At 41.2% G+C, this 16,702-nt stretch carries 13 protein-coding genes and 2 pseudogenes; 2 read left to right on the top strand and 13 right to left on the bottom strand.

Annotated elements, in window-relative coordinates:
- Window positions 1-2 precede the first annotated feature (2 nt).
- From J0X21_RS12570 to J0X21_RS12540, 7 genes and pseudogenes are all read right to left on the bottom strand, one after another.
- Window positions 3-3,200 (bottom strand): type I restriction endonuclease subunit R, encoded by a 3,198-nt coding sequence (locus J0X21_RS12570; protein ID WP_206812558.1) that lies wholly within the window; start codon window positions 3,198-3,200, stop codon window positions 3-5.
- A gap of 29 nt (window positions 3,201-3,229) precedes the next feature.
- Complete coding sequence (locus tag J0X21_RS16100; protein ID WP_206812557.1) at window positions 3,230-4,465, bottom strand: restriction endonuclease subunit S; 1,236 nt, start codon at window positions 4,463-4,465, stop codon at window positions 3,230-3,232.
- Window positions 4,462-5,490 carry a virulence RhuM family protein gene (locus tag J0X21_RS12560; RefSeq protein ID WP_206812556.1) on the bottom strand — a complete coding sequence of 343 codons (1,029 nt, stop codon included), beginning with the start codon at window positions 5,488-5,490 and terminating at the stop codon, window positions 4,462-4,464. Before J0X21_RS12560 ends, J0X21_RS16100 begins: the two co-directional genes overlap by 4 nt.
- Window positions 5,480-6,939: pseudogene (locus J0X21_RS12555) on the bottom strand (N-6 DNA methylase). Before J0X21_RS12555 ends, J0X21_RS12560 begins: the two are co-directional and overlap by 11 nt.
- Window positions 6,940-6,998: 59 nt before the next feature.
- Window positions 6,999-8,582: a restriction endonuclease subunit S gene (locus J0X21_RS12550; RefSeq protein WP_206812555.1), complete on the bottom strand. Its 1,584-nt coding sequence runs from the start codon at window positions 8,580-8,582 to the stop codon at window positions 6,999-7,001.
- Window positions 8,583-9,344: 762 nt separating this feature from the next.
- Window positions 9,345-9,788 carry a DUF6773 family protein gene (locus J0X21_RS12545; RefSeq protein ID WP_206812554.1) on the bottom strand — a complete coding sequence of 148 codons (444 nt, stop codon included), beginning with the start codon at window positions 9,786-9,788 and terminating at the stop codon, window positions 9,345-9,347.
- Window positions 9,785-9,985 (bottom strand): helix-turn-helix transcriptional regulator, encoded by a 201-nt coding sequence (locus tag J0X21_RS12540; protein WP_206812553.1) that lies wholly within the window; start codon window positions 9,983-9,985, stop codon window positions 9,785-9,787. The genes J0X21_RS12545 and J0X21_RS12540 overlap by 4 nt, the downstream gene beginning before the upstream one ends.
- Window positions 9,986-10,359: 374 nt before the next feature.
- On the opposite strand from J0X21_RS12540, the gene J0X21_RS12535 reads away from it, so the two are divergent.
- A complete protein-coding gene (locus tag J0X21_RS12535; protein ID WP_206812552.1) occupies window positions 10,360-10,953 on the top strand; it encodes a YdeI/OmpD-associated family protein in 594 nt (197 codons plus the stop codon).
- 197 nt (window positions 10,954-11,150) lie between these two features.
- Here the strand turns inward: J0X21_RS12535 and J0X21_RS12530 are convergent, their stop codons facing one another.
- The 5 genes and pseudogenes from J0X21_RS12530 to J0X21_RS12515 all read right to left on the bottom strand — a co-directional run bounded on the left by J0X21_RS12530 (window position 11,151) and on the right by J0X21_RS12515 (window position 14,525).
- Window positions 11,151-11,660, bottom strand: a complete 510-nt coding sequence (locus J0X21_RS12530; protein WP_206812551.1) for a terminase gpP N-terminus-related DNA-binding protein — start codon at window positions 11,658-11,660, stop codon at window positions 11,151-11,153.
- A gap of 146 nt (window positions 11,661-11,806) precedes the next feature.
- The gene (locus J0X21_RS12525; protein ID WP_206812550.1) at window positions 11,807-12,667 is read right to left on the bottom strand and encodes a hypothetical protein; all 861 of its coding nucleotides are present in this window, start codon (window positions 12,665-12,667) and stop codon (window positions 11,807-11,809) included.
- 116 nt (window positions 12,668-12,783) lie between these two features.
- The gene (locus J0X21_RS12520) at window positions 12,784-13,497 is read right to left on the bottom strand and encodes an HNH endonuclease (RefSeq protein WP_206812549.1); all 714 of its coding nucleotides are present in this window, start codon (window positions 13,495-13,497) and stop codon (window positions 12,784-12,786) included.
- Window positions 13,498-13,614: 117 nt separating this feature from the next.
- A pseudogene (locus tag J0X21_RS16210) lies at window positions 13,615-13,920 on the bottom strand (4-fold beta flower protein); the annotation flags it as partial.
- A gap of 122 nt (window positions 13,921-14,042) precedes the next feature.
- Entirely contained in the window at window positions 14,043-14,525 is a 483-nt protein-coding gene (locus J0X21_RS12515; RefSeq protein ID WP_206812548.1) for a hypothetical protein, read from the bottom strand.
- 648 nt (window positions 14,526-15,173) lie between these two features.
- Here J0X21_RS12515 and J0X21_RS12510 point away from each other — a divergent pair.
- Window positions 15,174-15,434: a hypothetical protein gene (locus J0X21_RS12510; protein WP_206812547.1), complete on the top strand. Its 261-nt coding sequence runs from the start codon at window positions 15,174-15,176 to the stop codon at window positions 15,432-15,434.
- A gap of 53 nt (window positions 15,435-15,487) precedes the next feature.
- On the opposite strand, the gene J0X21_RS12505 is transcribed toward J0X21_RS12510, so the two are convergent.
- A partial coding sequence (locus J0X21_RS12505) for a recombinase family protein (RefSeq protein ID WP_206812546.1) occupies window positions 15,488-16,702 on the bottom strand: 1,215 nt, incomplete at its 5' end.

Raw genomic sequence — 16,702 nt, 5'->3', positions numbered from 1 at the left:
AATCAGAAATTCCCCTTTTCTTCCGCTACTTTTGGTAATTCTTCTTTAACAAGCTGATACTGAAGCTTAGCCCCTGCACTTTCATTTTGGCACATAAGCTTGGCCTGTTCCATTACTATTTCTACAGCCTTTGGTGTTTTGTCCGGCGGATAACCGTAGTGCTTAAGAAGTCTCTTGATGACCATTTTCATTTTGGCCTGGACGCTGGCACGAATAGACCAATCAATGCTGAGATTTTTGCGTATTGCCTCAGTCAAATCCCTTGCTATCTGCTTGAGGATATCGTCGCCCATTACCTCTTTGGCAGACTCATTTTCGGCAAGCGCATCGTAAAACGCCAGCTCATCTTCAGTAAGACCTGTATTTTCTCCCCGTTTATGAGCTTCATTGATTTCTTTGGCAAGCTGTATAAGTTCCAAAATAATCTGCGTGGTTTCAATGGTGCGGTTCTGGTACTTCCTGATGGCATTCTCTAAAAGCTCCGAGAACTTCCTGGACTGAACAAGATTCCGCCTTGAAAATGTCTTTATTTTGCCTTTAAGTAATCTGTTGAGAAGCTCGACGGCAAGGTTGCGCTGCTTCATGTTGCGCACTTCCTCCAGGAACTCGTCGGACAGTATGGCGATATTAGGCTTGTTAAGTCCAACGGCATCCAAAACATCGATAACCTCATTGCTGGCAATCGATTTGGATATAAGCTGGTTAAGCTGGGCTTCAACCTCCGCAGCAGTTTTCTTTTTAGACTTTTCGGGAATGAGCTTAATAATCCCGGATTTAACTGCTTTATGGAAACCTACCTCAAGATATAATTTTTCAGCAATATCGGTAGTAGCACAAAGCGAGTAGGCCCTTGAAAGTTCGCTGACCAGCTTAAGATATTCGTTTTTGCCTTCCTCACGCAGCCCGATGATGTAGTCGATGGTTTCAACAATGGCGGCCATTCTGTCGGAAGCGGAGCCGGTAAAGAATTTCTGATAATCATGACCATGGAGCAATTCCTTAATCAATTCATATTTCTCAAGGAGCACTGCCGCTGCCAGTTCAGTATCAACCCCTGTCTTCTCCCTGTCGCTCTCGGTATAATCATTAAGAGCATTTTTGAGGTTTTCGGCAATGCCGATATAATCTACGATCAAGCCGCCCTGCTTTTCCTTAAATACCCGGTTGACGCGGGCGATGGCCTGCATAAGGTTATGTCCTTGCATAGGTTTGTCAATATACATGGTGTGCATGCTCGGAACATCAAAACCGGTCAGCCACATATCACGCACAATGACTAACTTCAGCTCGTCCTTGTTATCCTTCATGCGCTTGGCGATTCGGTCCCGGGTAGCCTTTGTGCCGATGAAAGGCTGCCATTCCTTAGGATCAGAAGAACTTCCGGTCATGACCACCTTAATAACGCCTTTTTCCACATCGTCAGAGTGCCATTCCGGGCGCAGCTCTATAATCTCTTTATAGAGGTCAACCGCAATCCGCCGAGACATGGTTACGATCATACCTTTGCCCACTTCTGTCTCCTGGGCTGCGAGACGCTTTTCAAAATGCTCCACAATATCTTTGGCAATCGCTTTAACACGCTGCTCGGCACCGACAATAGCCTCAAGCCTTGACCATTTGGACTTGAGCTTTTCTTTTTGGGTATACTCCTGGTATTCAGTGATTTCTTCATATTCGCTGTCAATAACGGGCTTGAGTTCATCCGGCAGCTCCAGCTTCGCAATCCGGCTTTCGTAGAAAATACGTACTGTCGTCCCATCCTCTACTGCCCTGGTCATATCATAAATATCGATATAGTCGCCAAATACCGCTCTGGTATCCTTGTCCGCAAGGGATATTGGCGTGCCGGTAAAGCCGATATAGGATGCTTTAGGAAGGGCATCACGCATATATTTGGCATAGCCGTATTTGACCTCAGCTTCAGTATCACCCTTGACAATTTCCGCTCCGAATCCGTACTGGCTTCTATGGGCTTCATCAGCAATAACAATTACGTTTTCCCGGTCTGTAAGAACAGGTACGCTGTCCCCTTTTTCTTCAGGAGCAAATTTATGTATGGTCGTGAATATTATGCCTCCCGATTCTCTCGCAAGGAGTCTGCGAAGATCTGCTCTGTCCTGAGCCTGCACCGGTTCCTGGCGTAATAAGTTTTTTGATTTGGCAAATGTGGAAAACAGCTGGTCGTCAAGGTCGTTACGGTCGGTAATCACTACGATTGTCGGGTTATTAAGTTCTTTCGCCAGAACAAGCTTGCCCACATAGAAAACCATAGAAAGACTTTTGCCGCTGCCCTGGGTATGCCAAACAACGCCGGCTTTGCGATCCCCCTCAGTGATTGCAGCTCTTATAGTACTTTCAACTGCCTTATTGACAGCATGATATTGATGGTAACCTGCCAGAATTTTGTAAGTATCTTTTCCATCAGTCTGGAACAATACAAAGTTCTTAATAATATCAAGCAGGCGTTCCTTTTCAAACATTCCTTTGATTAAGACTTCAAGCTGTGGGCGGCCTACAGGTGCAACCTCGTCCCCATCAATAGTACGCCACATCATGAACCTGTCTTCATCGGCAGTTATTGTGCCTGTCCTGGCATTTACCCCGTCAGATATAACCACAAAGGAATTATAGGTAAAGAGGGACGGGATAGTATTTATATAGTTTTGGATCTGATTAAAGGCATCAGATATTTCTACGTCCTCGTTGGCAAGGTTTTTAAGCTCGATGACAACAAGGGGAATGCCGTTGACAAATACCACCACATCAGGACGCTTTTCAATCCTGTTCTCAATCACAGTAAATTGGTTAACAACAAGAAAATCGTTATTCTCTACTTTCTCGAAGTCAAAAACCTTGACCTGCTTGCTGACTATTCTGCCATCACTGGCCCTAAAGGTAGCATTCACCCCATCGGTGACCATCTTCTGAAAAAGATGATTGTTGTCTATTAGTGCAGGATTAAGCGGCACGAGTATCTGATGCAGGGCGTCGTCAAGAGCCTCCTGGGGCAAATCCGGGTTTATACGCTTTAAGGCGTCCTTCAGACGTTCCTCCAGTATTACATCGGAATAATCAGAACGTTCAGGATAATCCCCACCGGGCGAAAGGTCAGGAGCAAAGGCAATTTCGTAGTTGAGTTCCTCAAACCATTCCAAAGCCGCCTGCTCCAACTCATCTTCATATACATTATGATTTGACATAAGGTTTCCCCCTTTCTATCGCATACATATCACACAACCTCCTCAACAGGTACTCTTATCTCACCGCTCATTAGCTTAGGTAGCAGGGTGTCGCGAATTGACGATAAAATGTTATTCTCATCTTCAAGCAAAGCCTGTACTTTACCAAGTGTAGTAGCGATTTCATTGAACTGATTGATCACATCCATAGGTGGTAAAATGATTGGGACTTTTTTCATTTCTCCACCTGATATTTCTTTGAATGTTGAGCCAGACGCCCGACTCTCAATTTCGCCTATATTATTTTTTAACAATAAATATACATATTCTGAGCTAATATTATTAAAAGGAACAATTGATTTAAATCCTTGGTTAGTTGTTACTGCGTTTTTTGCGATTGCTATGTATCCAATAGGTGCTCTTGAACTAAATAATACTGTGCCTTTAGGCATAAGTTTTGCACTGCTTTCCCGCAAGCCTAACTCAGAAATATCGAATTGTCCTCTACTGATATACTTATTTTTGTTCATAGATAAGTCTTTTGGTGTAATCCAAGGAATACCTGAATCTGCATAATATTCCGGTTTGGATTTAGACGGAGTCCCACCACCAATGATGTCACCTATACTACTAAGAGTCCCAACTCTCCACCCCTTTGGTATTAACCCCAGTTCGCTTTCTTCAAACTCGCCGTCCTTAAACGGCTCAAAGTCCACAAACCAGGACTTAAATATTGCCTGCGCCATTTCTTCAAGGGTTTTATTGATTTGGTTGTTAAGCTCAATCATATCGTCAAGGGCAGACAGTATAGCGGCGATTGCCTTTTGCTCAGGGAGAGGTGGAAGGATGATTTTGTATGATTGCAATACATCTTGTTGTACCCTTTGCCTTCCAGAAGTACCCGTCATTGACTTTATGGCTTTGTCTCTAAAATCTGGTGATATTGCAAGATAATAAATGAACTTATCATCAGTAATGTTTTCTTTATTTCTCATGACAATAAATTCAGTTGAGCCAAAAGCTACTTCAGAGTTACTCAAAATATCTACATAAGCAGTCTTACCATTTTCTAAACAGGGTGTAATCCGTGCAAGCAATGTATCACCATTTCTAAATTTACTGCCACCTGTAAACTCGGACAATTCATAGTTAGTAATTTTCCTTGTAAATGGTGCAAGTTGTTCCATCGTAATCTTTTTTGCGATTTTTCCTTTTTTCAATGATTCACTTGGGTTAAATAATATTACATCCCCAAGACGCACCTCTTTCCACTCACTAACACTCACACCCCATCACCTCCGGCACTGCTCTTCTTCCCTTTCAGCATCTTTGCAGTCTTGTCAATGCTCTTAAGAAAGTGCTTTTCCACCTCGGAAAGTTCATTTTTGGTTCGTTCCCTATATTTCTCATACTCTTCTATCGCCTTTTGAGTAGCCTGTTGGTGGCTGATTTTGCCTGCGTGTGTAAGGATCTCATTATCGCTCATTTTAAGGAAATCGTCCAATTTTTCTACCCAGTCAGCCATGTACATGGGCTTTTTGCGTATGGCCTGAAGCTCGGCAAATTCGATATAAGCATTGACGATGCGGTTTAGTACAGCCAGCTCATCTTCTGTAAGATAGTTTTTGGCTATCTGGGCTTCAGACCTGGTAGGTTTTGAACCGGTGAAATTAGTCATCCCCATAAAGGGCTTAGTACTGTCCGCTCTTAAGTAAACAATTTCCGCCGCTGTATGACCATGAGCAGCCCAGTGCATTTTGTTCTGAACCGTTTGAAAAAACTGCTGAGAAATAGCTGCATCCGGGGTATAGTCTATACTGGTGGCATAGATATCCAAAATCTTGCGATAAAATACTTTTTCGCTAGAGCGGATATCCCGGATACGCTCCAGCAGTTCCTCAAAATAATTGCCTCCGCCCGCTTTTTTCAGCAAGTCATCATTCATAGTAAAGCCTTTAATGATGTATTCTTTTAGCCTTTGTGTCGCCCAAATTCTGAACTGCGTGCCTCGGTGGGACTTGACCCGGTAGCCGACGGAAATAATTACGTCAAGGTTAAAATATTCCACATTATAGGTTTTACCATCTGCCGCAGTTGTTGCAAAATTTGCAACAACTGATTTTTCATCCAATTCACCTTCTGCAAAAACATTTTTGATGTGGCGTGAAATAACAGACTTATCCCGTTGAAACAACTCCGCCATCTGATTTAATGAAAGCCAAACCGTCTCGTTCTCCATTCTCACATCGATTTTGGTTTTCCCATCTTCAGTCTGGTACATTAATATTTCGGAATCATTTTTAAAACTCATACCCAATTGCCCCCAGTCTTTTACGGATTTCCTCCTCCAAATGGCTGCGTTTTGCAAACATCTCGGCAAGCTCACCGGTAAGCCTTGTCATCTTTTCATCAAAAGGCTCCCCGTCATCGACCCGTTCTTCAATGCCCACGTACCTGCCGGGGGTGAGAATATATTCATGGGAGCGCACTTCATCCAAAGTGGCAGATTTGCAGAATCCTTTGATGTCCTCGTAACCTTCGCCCTTTTTCCATTTGTGGTATATATCGGCGATATATTTTATCTCTGTCTCATAATCAAGTTCCCTGTGCTTGCGGTCAACCATCGTACCCATTTTGCGGGCATCAATAAAGAGGATTTCGTTGCTGCGATCCCGACCTGCTGATTTTTTATTCCTTGTTAAAAACCATAAAGAAGCAGGAATAGTTACATTATAGAAAAGGTTGGGCGGCAGAGTGATGATGCAGTCCACTAGTTTGTCTTCGATAATATTCTTCCTTATCTCGGCTTCACTGGTTGTATTGGTAGACATAGCGCCGTTTGCCATGACAAAGCCCGCTACACCGTTTGGCGAGAGCTTGGAAATATATGCTGTATCCACGCATAGTTGGCATTCCCCGCTGGGGGCATGCCATACTTCCAACGGACATCATCGGCAAGCCTGTTAGCTCCCCAATCCTTGATATTAAAGGGTGGATTGGCAAGTATATAGTCCGCCTTCAGTATCTTGTGGAGATCATTGGAAAAGGTATCCGCATCCCGCTCGCCAAGGTTTCCGTCAATACCCCTGATAGCAAGGTTCATTTTGCAAAGCCGCCAGGTGGTAGCAGTATACTCCTGTCCAAAGATATGGATGTCGTCCTTTCTGCCACTGTGTTCTTCAACGAATCTTTGGCTCTGCACAAACATACCGCCGGACCCGCAGCACGGGTCATAAACCCTGCCTTTATACGGCTCAATCATTTCAACAAGCAATTTTACAATGGATGGCGGGGTGTAAAATTCGCCTTCTGACGAGCCAAACTTGCCAAGGAAGTATTCGTAAACCCTACCGAGGACATCTTTTGCTCTTGCCTCCTTATCACCAACCTTAAAGGAAAACAAGTCGATAAGCTCGCCAAGCTTTGTTTTATCAATTTCCGGGCGGGCATAGTTTTTAGGCAACACCCCTTTAAGGGAGGCGTTTTCCTTTTCAATAGCTATCATTGCTTCATCGATAATCTGTCCGATAGCAGGCTGCTTGGCATTGGATTTTATGTACTCCCAACGGGCTTCCTTCGGTACGAAAAAAACATTTTCTTCAGTATAAGCATCTATATCTTCTTCAAATCCTTCACCCTCGGCAACCAGCTCGTTATATCTCTCCTCAAAAGCATCGGAGATGTATTTAAGGAAAATTAGTCCCAGTACTACATGCTTGTATTCCGAAGCCTCAATGTTGCCGCGCAGTTTATCCGCCATTTCCCATAGATTATTTTCAAACCCCAGATTTACTGTTGCCATTTTTTATCCTCCTCATCTTAGAGCAATCTCTCATAGATTTTTTCTTTTTCAGCAGCAAAGCGTTCCTCAGCCTTGCTGATAGTTTCTCGATAAAGGGTGCTTTCAGCTTCATAATGAGTTACCAGCTCTTTCTGCTCCTCTATACTCAACAGCGGTATTTCCATTTCCGCAATGTCAGTGTGATTTATATTTACAATGGTTGTCCCCCGTTGAAAGCTTTTAATAAGTGCTATTCCGACAGGACTCTCAAAGAATATCTTAAGATAATCGCTTAAGACCCTGTTATTGGGTCTGATAACGATAACATTAGCCGAGGCAATAACGATACTTTTTTGTTTACGGTATACACCCGTTTTAATTGCCGACCCCCTGCAAGATAAGACTATGTCTCCATCTATCAGCTCATATCTTTTAATTTTTCGTTCTTCTTCATCAATACTGTCCATATTGGAATAATCAATGCCGGTATCGGTAATGTTTGAAATATTCAGTACCATGATTTTCCCAGGCTTAACATCTTTTTTGAGGATTGATTTTCCCCTGAAAACCTCCGCAACTTCATGAAGTTTCACTCTTTCAAGAGTTGATGTCTTATACTTTCTGATATTCTCGTCATCATCCGCGAGTATAAGTTCAATTCGCCAATCCTCATGAGCGGCAAAATCTTTGCTCCCCACTACCTTCACTTTATCAACATAAAGACCATTATCATAACCTAAATATCCCACACTCACATTTTCCTTTTTTACAGCACCTATCGTAAGCATATAGGTTTTTATGGCAGTATACGGCTTGAAAGTACCTTCGGGAAGACTGTAAATACCCTCCAATTGATAGTGGGTCATGATATGCTCACGCAGCTTTGCTTCAGAACCGCTTGCAAATGTAATCTTAGCAGGGAGCACAGTCACCAGCGTGCCCCTGTCAGGTAAGTGCCCAAGTAAATTCTGCGTTGCTACAATATCCGGTCTTGAGGACATGAATTTATGGTTAACGGCTTCAATCTTGCCGCCAAAATCAGGCAGTGAATAGATAAAATCAAAACGTGCGTCAATAAGCAGCTCCTGGTATATCGACTGATTAAGAATACTGACGTTCTCATAGTCTTCAAATCCAAGCTTAAGCAGCATAAACATAAGTACATTGGATGTGGTAAAGGTTATTTTGCTTGACTGATGCTTCTCCACTAAGCCTTTAAGACCTGACAGGCTTTTTTCTGCTTCAGCAATAAGTATTGACTGGGCTTTTGCATCATCTATCAGACTACAGACATATTCCGTCAAATAAGCTGGAGAGAATATCTGTCCGAAACGGTCATTTTGGTATAGTTTAAATGTATACTCAATCAGATCAATTTCTTGGGCAACCTTATAAATAGCAGAAAAGAAATCCCTGTCGCCCGGAAAATATCCAAGGATTGTACTTTCGGTAGAATGCTTCATTAATTCGAAAAGCTGCTCTCCATCTTGCAGAGATTTTTTCTGTGATTTCACGGCTCGCGCTGTAAGTTTGACGCGTAACATTTCGTTCAATAATTGCTCTCGGGAGGTAATACCGCGCATAGCAAACGAATTAATAAAAATATCTATTGATGGGTTCACGATTTTCCTCCTTCCCCCAGCATATTTTATTTCATCCAACGATGATAATATATCATAAATATTTTAGTACGTCTATACTAAATTTTATTTTTTTTACCAAGACTAATTTCCAGAGGGGGTCGTTTTCCCCCAATTTCACACACAAATACACAAAACCCTACTTCTTTTCGAGTATTTGTATATTTCTGTGTAAAAGTGCGACCCCCTGAACAAAAAATTCCCTTGAAACCTCCGTCCAAGGGAACATAAAACACACTAGCAAATTCTCCCAAAACCCCGGAAACCGCTGCTACCAAGCTACTTCCGCTCTATCAAGACTACCGTCTCAACCTGTGTCTGGGCTAGGTATTGATACTGATTCTCAAAATCCCAATGCTTATACCCGGGGGTCTTTTTAGGGGGTCGGGGGGCGTGAGTTCTACCCAATACGCAAAATGATTTACAGGCTGTAATTTTTGAAATTGCCGATTTTTCTAAGCTCTGCGTTTTTGCGCAAAAACTGTGTACTCTCATAATTCAATCCGTGCATACCCACTGCAGGTTATCCTTGCGCGTTTATAAATAACATATACCCCCCTGGAAATCCTAGCTCTTCTGTGCTTGTAAATATTACGGTTTAAAAAGCCTATATTCTTGTGGTCAATGAGCCACTGTTCCGGCAAAAATAAGCCACCCCTTGGAAGTGAGAACAGATGGATGGTTGGGTTACATGTGGTCACATTATAAGAAAAATGCGACATAATTACAGTTTAACATTATGCTTTATTTATCGTCATCAAATTCTTTTTCGTACTTATGACCTCTGTACTGATTAAATTTATGTACAAAGAAAGAGATTGTTATAAATAATACTAAATAAGCAATTAGGAAAACCGTGCTTTGCCAGTGATAAGTTGTTGGATTCTTCATCGAATTAAACAAAGATACAGCTGATACAATGATAAAAACAACAATTGTTATAATTAAACCTTTTAACATTTGTTTATTACCACGTTCTCTGTAAATACTTACCTTCATCATATGCATTCTTATAAACTGATATAGCGGAAAAAATATTACGATAAAATATTCCGTAATACATTGTTGTATACCCATTTTAAATACTAAAGTTTTTACCAAAATTGATATAGCGACGCCGTACAAAATAATAATTGCTATTTCACTTCTTATCTTATTTTTAGCCTGTTCAATTCTTTCATCCTTCATGATCCTTCCTCCCAAAAAATATCGTTTAATGTTTTACCCAGCGTTTTGCATATGGCTATACATAACTGTAATGATGGATTAAATTTGCCAGCTTCAATCATTCCAATAGTCTGCCTTGTTACACCAACTGCTTGTGCCAATTGCTCTTGAGACATATCCAAACTAGCTCTTGCAGCTTTCAACTTAAGATTCTTCAAAGCATCACCCCTCCCTACATTCCATATTATACATTATATTATACAATACGTACACTATATATTACATATCGGTCATAAAAATAGAGCACTATTTTTTGTCTATTAGCTTCAGACAGCTTATTGTGCTAATAAATCTTTACTCTACAACATCCTAATGATGCGCCACCTAAAACGATGTTAAATTATTATCCAATTTTGCTCCCATTATAGCACCTTTATCGTTATAGAACTCCTATGGACTTGTCACTGTGCTAATTAGAAGAATGGGAAATATAGCTGTTAATTAAACACAGGTTCTTGGCTAATCCTAAGGTTGATGTATAATCAAGTAAAGTAAAAAAGCATGCAGAAAAAATCAAGTGAGGTGTTCCTTGGTGACAAATAGCAAAATGAATCCTAAGGTTGATGAATTTTTAAGTAAAGCCAAAAAGTGGCAGGAGGAATTTAGTAAATTGAGAATGATCACTCTTGACTGTGGGCTGACCGAAGAATTGAAGTGGCGGCAGCCTTGTTATACGTTTGAGGGAAAAAACATAGTAATACTTCAAGGCTTTAAAGAATACTGTGCTCTTGCGTTTTTCAAAGGTGTTTTGTTAAAAGATACCAAGGGTATTCTAATCTCACCAACGGAGAATGTGCAGGAGGGTCGCCAGATTAGATTTACCAATGTTCAAGAAATAGTTGAGATGGAACCCATCTTAAAAGCCTATATTTATGAAGCTATTGAAGTTGAAAAAGCCGGGTTGAAAGTGATTAAGAAAAAGACTTCAGATTTCATAATTCCTGAAGAATTTCAAAAAAAATTAGATGAAATTCCTGCCTTGAAAACTGCTTTTGATGCATTGACCCCGGGTCGACAAAGAGCATACATTTTTTATTTTTCTCAGCCCAAACAATCTAAAACTCGGGAGTCAAGGGTTGAAAAATGTATGCAACAAATACTCGATGGAAAGGGATTAAATGATTAGTACATTTTTATTGAAATGTCCATTTAGACCATAAGCTACTTTAATCGCTTTAATATATTAAACTGGCTCTTAATCCGGTGGCTTTTTAAAAAAACGAGCACTGGCGTCTCACTCCTAAACCCTGGCTCAATGTACTCTGGATTATTCACCCACAACCCCATTTATCCTATACATTCTAAATAACCCACTTGAAATCCTCATTCTTCAGAGCTCGTGAGGAGTAAATCCTTAAGCCATTTCGGCAAGTGGTTTACTTTTTTAAACTCTAGAATCTTCTTCGCAACTTCCGCAGCATCTTCCTCCCGCCAAAATCGATCCCTTTGATAACACTCCTGGCTGCAGAACTTTCGTCCTTTAACCCCTAAGGATTTAAACTCTTTTCCGCAATACTCACAAGTAACAGAGTATGATTTTTTATGAACCTTCTCCCACTCTGCTTTGCAGCTTGCCGAGCAGTATTTTTTCTTACGTCCTAAGCTATTCTGCTCAATTTTTTTGCCGCAATTAAGACAAAGCGTAAATAAAAACTCTTCTTTCATTATGTTTTTGTATTCAGTCACTAGCTCTGATCCTAATCCATCTAAACCGTTTCTTTTGCAATAACCCCTAATCGTGTCTCTTGATAATCCAATCGCATTAGCTATCTGCTTATACCCAAAGCCCTGATAGCGCAAAGATTTGATTTGTTGCTTTTGTTCATTTGTCATATTCATATCCCTCCTTGACAAGCATTCATCGCTCGGGAAGTGATGATTGTCAAGGAGGGATTTAAGTCTCAAAAGGCTAAGTCTAAACTCTATTTGCCCCTAAACTGAAGCCGGCTTCTCTTGGTGTTATGTTAAGCAATGTCTAACTACTTCAGTTCCTTGTCCATTAAACAGAACTCAAAATACTTACTATTTAAAAGTTTCTCTGGGTGTTTTTTGACCTCCTTTACAAGCTTTTCTTGTTGTTTCTCAGACATTTGGCGTTTTTTATGTTCTAAAAAGTAATCAATTACATCACCCATAACTGGGCTTATAACGGTTTGAGGAGTTTCAATTTTTCCCTCGCAAAGCCATACTCTAGTGTGAATCCACTGATCAAAGCTAGATTTCTTTAGTAGGGTAAAAATTAATATTCCGGCAAGATTTGAGTAAACGTAGTACCCTTGGTGTGTGTGACTTATAAATGTATAACCATATGCACTGCTTCTGAAAAAGGAATGTGGACCAGCTCTTTTAAACTCTTCACTTGCTTCTTTAACCTGGTCGAAAATAAAAATGTGGTTTTCTAGACCACCTAAGTCTGGTCTCCTGTCTAGAAGAAAGTTCCTCATCAATTCTTCCGTTTCTATAAGGACACTCAACGCATCTACAGAAAGTCCTTGACTTTCAACAAAACCACACAAGTCTAAGTATAAGTTCCTCCAATTGACTGAAGTGATAAAATAGTTAAGCCAAGGGCCATATTCAATCGTCATTAGTTGTCCTGCCTGATAAGGTTGAAACACTTTCATCGAGAAGTGTCGCTCATAAACTGAAAATCGGTCTTCACACTCTTCACATAGTAGAAGTTGTTTATCTCCATCTTGAATTCTTAAGTCAGGATTGCTTGACTCTCTTAGAAAACCAAATGGTGAGTTTCTCTTGATTCCGCTATACACAAATTTAGGGATAATATGACTGTCTTCCTTGAGGTCGCTTTCTCTCCGACATAAGGCACATACCGCCATAAGACCCCCCCTTAGTTTAATTGCTTCCTAACCTTCCGGGTTGTTTACGACGCGTCCCAACCTGCATGCGTATTGACAAAGTGGTGCTGAACACTCCGATATACGATGTTCCAGCCTCACCTAACAAGCCGCTTTAATTGGTCTATGCTTAACCACGGTCTTCTTCTATGTAACATTCGATGGCAATTAGAACAAACAAGTACCAAATCACTCAATTTTGTACCAATTGTCCGGGTATATTCCGAAACAGGAATTGTATGATGACACTCAATGAAACCTTTTCCCAAGTCTCCGTATTTCTCGTAGAAATCGAAACCACAAATCTGGCATCTTAGACTTCCTGACTCTAGAGCCTTTTCCTTTGCTCTAGCAACTAAAGTTTTATTTCGTTCTCGAGAACGGTGTTGCCGGTATAAAACCCTTCCTTCAGGAAATGCAGTCTCGTCTTCATCATCATGATACATAGCTTCCACGTCAGTCTGGTGACTTCCTTCTATAATACTCTGTGCTATTAACCTTAAATTGTCGGGGTCGTTTGCAAACTCATTCCATATTTGTTCCTCTAGTTTTCCACCCCGTTCTAACCCAGTTCCATGATAGCTGGGATCAAAACGCATGAAATTACATAATTTCATGTATACTCCATTTGGATTTCTGAATCGTTCCGCATCTGGCTTATTTGAATGAATGGGTAAGGAATTTAAGACTTGACTAAGTTTCACCACCTCTACATGGGAACTGTTTATGTTCAGCGGATTATGCCGAAAATAGAGATCAAGGGCCAATATTAATTCATCTCTATCCCATTTAGGGTTTCTTGCTTGAGCCAAATAAAATTCCTCCCCCTACTTACCCGAGTGCTCAAATACCGTATAACATTCGGAGCATTCACGAAATTCATGTCCGCATTCATCATGGCAAGTTTCTTGAACTTCCATGTGAATTCATCACTTTACTAAACTATACCTGATAATATAGTAAACTTGAATACCAAAAAATTGACTGATGGTTTTGTCTGACCATCTACCAAACCAAGGGCGTCCTGGGACTCCAGATAGCCCAGGTCTTCCAGGAGTTCCTGGTGTACCTGGAGTTCCAGGTATACCTCCCATTCCCGGTCTAGATGGGAGGTAACCTGTTGCATCGTACGTAAAGGCTATTGCATTTCCACCATCGGACATTACGCCATTTTCAAACCATCCTAAATGTCTACCATTAAGTGAGTAAACGCAGTTGCCAACAAGCCATTCAAGATTTTCGCCATGTCTACCTCAGCCATGGATTACCGTTACCTTATCCACAAATCTGCGTAATCGCTCCTCGTCCAACTTGCCAATCGTTTCTTTCTACGCCATCAGAAAATCCTGTAATTCCTCTAACGCTTTTTCGGATCATTTTCGTCCTTGAGCCGGGAGAAATCTTTCGCAATATATTTTTCAAAGCGGGGCAAAGTATACTCCTCTGTTTCGCCTGTTTCGTTGTTTTTTCTTTTCCCGTTAAACCAAATGCTCCGTTTGCCAACATTCTTACCGGTCTTATTAGTTACACATTCGTCTAAATACTCTTGCGAACTCAAAATCCACATAGTATCCATTCTTTCGGAGTAAAAAACAAAGTAATAATTATCGCGTAATTCATGCGTCATTGCAGCAAACAAGGCAGCATCACCAAATTTGACATCATTTGAGCGTGCCTTAATTTGAACCTCAATAAAGCTGCCATCACTCCGCCTAACTACAACGTCAATGCCATCATCATCCACTAACGGTATATAACAATCCAGACCCTCTTTTAGCATCCTGCCTATTAAATAAAACTCCATTCGTTTACCAAAGCCGGCTAAATGCCTGAATCTCATGCTGTCACTTCCCAAACGCTCATTATTGATCACATATATAATACAAAAATATAGGTGCAAAGTACACCCATATTATACCATGTCCATATATTCAATTACATTAATGAAAACGAATATTGTAGCGTCTCTTAGAGAGCAACACCAGATTTCAAAAGAAATTATTCTTCCCGCTCAATTATTTATTTCTTTTCGCTACTTCTTTTCTCCGTTACCGCCTCACTTATCATGCTGTACATGTCCTTAACTCCGGCTTTTGTAGCTTCAAAGTTACGTGCGTTATTCATGATGACTCAATGCTGTCTGCATCTTTAAAGGAAGATAAACTCCCAGCAATATTTCTCTTGCTGTGTTTAATAAGCTCCTTTGTAACCTTACCGGGCCTTGCATCCTCAGTTGCCTGCGATAACCTGTAGCCGAAATCTAGAATTGTTTTCCCCACCGCATCCAATAAGGAGGTGCACCCTGTCACGAAGTACTCCTTATCAGTCAACTTTACTTCATGGGTATTCACACCGTTCCAGAGAATTTCGTACCGGTACCGGTCATCAAAAAGAACTGCCGTGACAATCGTTTCTCCTTCGAGTTGGCTCTCTCCTCGATAAAGGCATTAAATCCAACAATAGTATCGAGTGCAGGCAATTTTCCAAAATGCGCTCCGATCCCGAATATAGTCCAGGGAAAAATACAGCGATTGCTCTTGCCATAGCCCTTGAGCTAAATAAAAAACAAACTGAAAAATTGTTAGGCGCAGCCAGTTACTCCTTATATGAAAGTGATACGTTCGATTTGGTCATTCAATTCTGCTTAGACAAAAAAAAATATGACCTCAATGACATTAATCAGGCATTGGATTATTTCAGCCTTAAGCCACTTGCTAGAGTATTAGAGCAATTTAGTCCGGTTAAATAAAATTAGCCGACCAAGGTGAACAACGTCACCCCAGTCGGCTTAAATTTTGTTCCCTATTCAATTACACATTCCACTTCAGACCCGTCAAGCAGGCTGACAACCAACTTACCATCATAAACCATTATCTTTTCCGTCAATTTGAAGTACAAGTCTACATCAAACCGGTCAATCGGCTTTGCCGTCTTGAATGTAGCTATAAATCGCTTGGCAATGACTCGTTTCAGGATGTCGTCTCCGTTACATTGGTCTGCCCACTTTCCCATGAAGTAATCCTTATTTTCAACCACCGCGTTGAACACACTTATAAACGCCTGATATAAAACCCCATCGTCAATATGCTTGCTCCCGCACCCCTTCTCCCCTTTCGCTACATATCTATTGTTACACCGCCAAACAATCCTCCGCAGCCTTTCATCGGTTGAATTCCAAACCTTCCTGCCGTAGGCCCCTCCGCAGTTACCGCAAATGATCCGTCCGGCGAAGGGATTATCCGCGGTTGCATAATCTACTTTTACAATACCATGTTTCTCCGCGAAAGCTCTTCTTCTTTCCATTTCCATCTGCACCGCTTCCCAGGTGTCCTTATCGATAATGGCGGGGTGGCTGTTCTCAACATAGTATTGGGGTACTTCACCGTCATTTTCAGCCCGCTTCTTCGAAAGGAAATCGACGGTGTAAGTCTTTTGCAGGAGAGCATCCCCCTTGTATTTTTCATTACTGAGCATTTTCCGGATGCTGCTTTCGTACCAGTTGTAGGTGCCGTCCCACTTTGGGACTTTTTCTTTTTCAAGGTCTTTTGCTATCCTATTGGGGCCTTTGCCATCGAGATAATCGTTGTAAATCCGTCTGACGATTTTGGCTTGCTTCTCATTGATGATCAAGTCCCCGTTTTCATCTTTGTCGTAACCCAGAAACTTCGTTTCATTGACCTGAACCTTTCCTTGTTCAAATCGTCTCCGGATACCCCAAGTTGAATTTTCCGAGATTGACCGGCTCTCGTCCTGGGCGAGTGAGCTGAGAATCGTAAGCAGGACTTCTCCTTTACTGTCTAAGGAATTAATGTTTTCCTTTTCGAAAATCACTCCAATTCCTAAGTCCTTGAGCAGCCTCACATAATTCAAACAGTCCAGGGTATTCCGGGCAAACCTGGAAATGGACTTCGTGATCACCACATCAATTTTCCCCGCTTTGCAATCCTCAATCATTTTGTTAAACTGCTCCCGCTTTTTGGTATTCGTGCCGGAAATGCCCTCATCGGCATAAATCCC

The organism is Paradesulfitobacterium ferrireducens, from assembly GCF_017310645.1.
Taxonomy (GTDB): domain Bacteria; phylum Bacillota; class Desulfitobacteriia; order Desulfitobacteriales; family Desulfitobacteriaceae; genus Paradesulfitobacterium; species Paradesulfitobacterium ferrireducens.
Note: the sequence above shows the minus strand (reverse complement) of the source record. Positions and strands in the feature narration are given on the sequence as shown.

What these genes read in the sequence shown, in the direction of transcription:
- J0X21_RS12570 (WP_206812558.1), bottom strand. Translation starts at nt 3,200, where the DNA reads ATGTCAAATCATAATGTATATGAAGATGAGTTGGAGCAGGCGGCTTTG.
- J0X21_RS12560 (WP_206812556.1), bottom strand. Translation starts at nt 5,490, where the DNA reads ATGAGTTTTAAAAATGATTCCGAAATATTAATGTACCAGACTGAAGAT.
- J0X21_RS12545 (WP_206812554.1), bottom strand. Translation starts at nt 9,788, where the DNA reads ATGAAGGATGAAAGAATTGAACAGGCTAAAAATAAGATAAGAAGTGAA.
- J0X21_RS12530 (WP_206812551.1), bottom strand. Translation starts at nt 11,660, where the DNA reads ATGACAAATGAACAAAAGCAACAAATCAAATCTTTGCGCTATCAGGGC.
- J0X21_RS12525 (WP_206812550.1), bottom strand. Translation starts at nt 12,667, where the DNA reads ATGGCGGTATGTGCCTTATGTCGGAGAGAAAGCGACCTCAAGGAAGAC.
- J0X21_RS12515 (WP_206812548.1), bottom strand. Translation starts at nt 14,525, where the DNA reads ATGAGATTCAGGCATTTAGCCGGCTTTGGTAAACGAATGGAGTTTTAT.
- J0X21_RS12510 (WP_206812547.1), top strand. Translation starts at nt 15,174, where the DNA reads ATGCGCTCCGATCCCGAATATAGTCCAGGGAAAAATACAGCGATTGCT.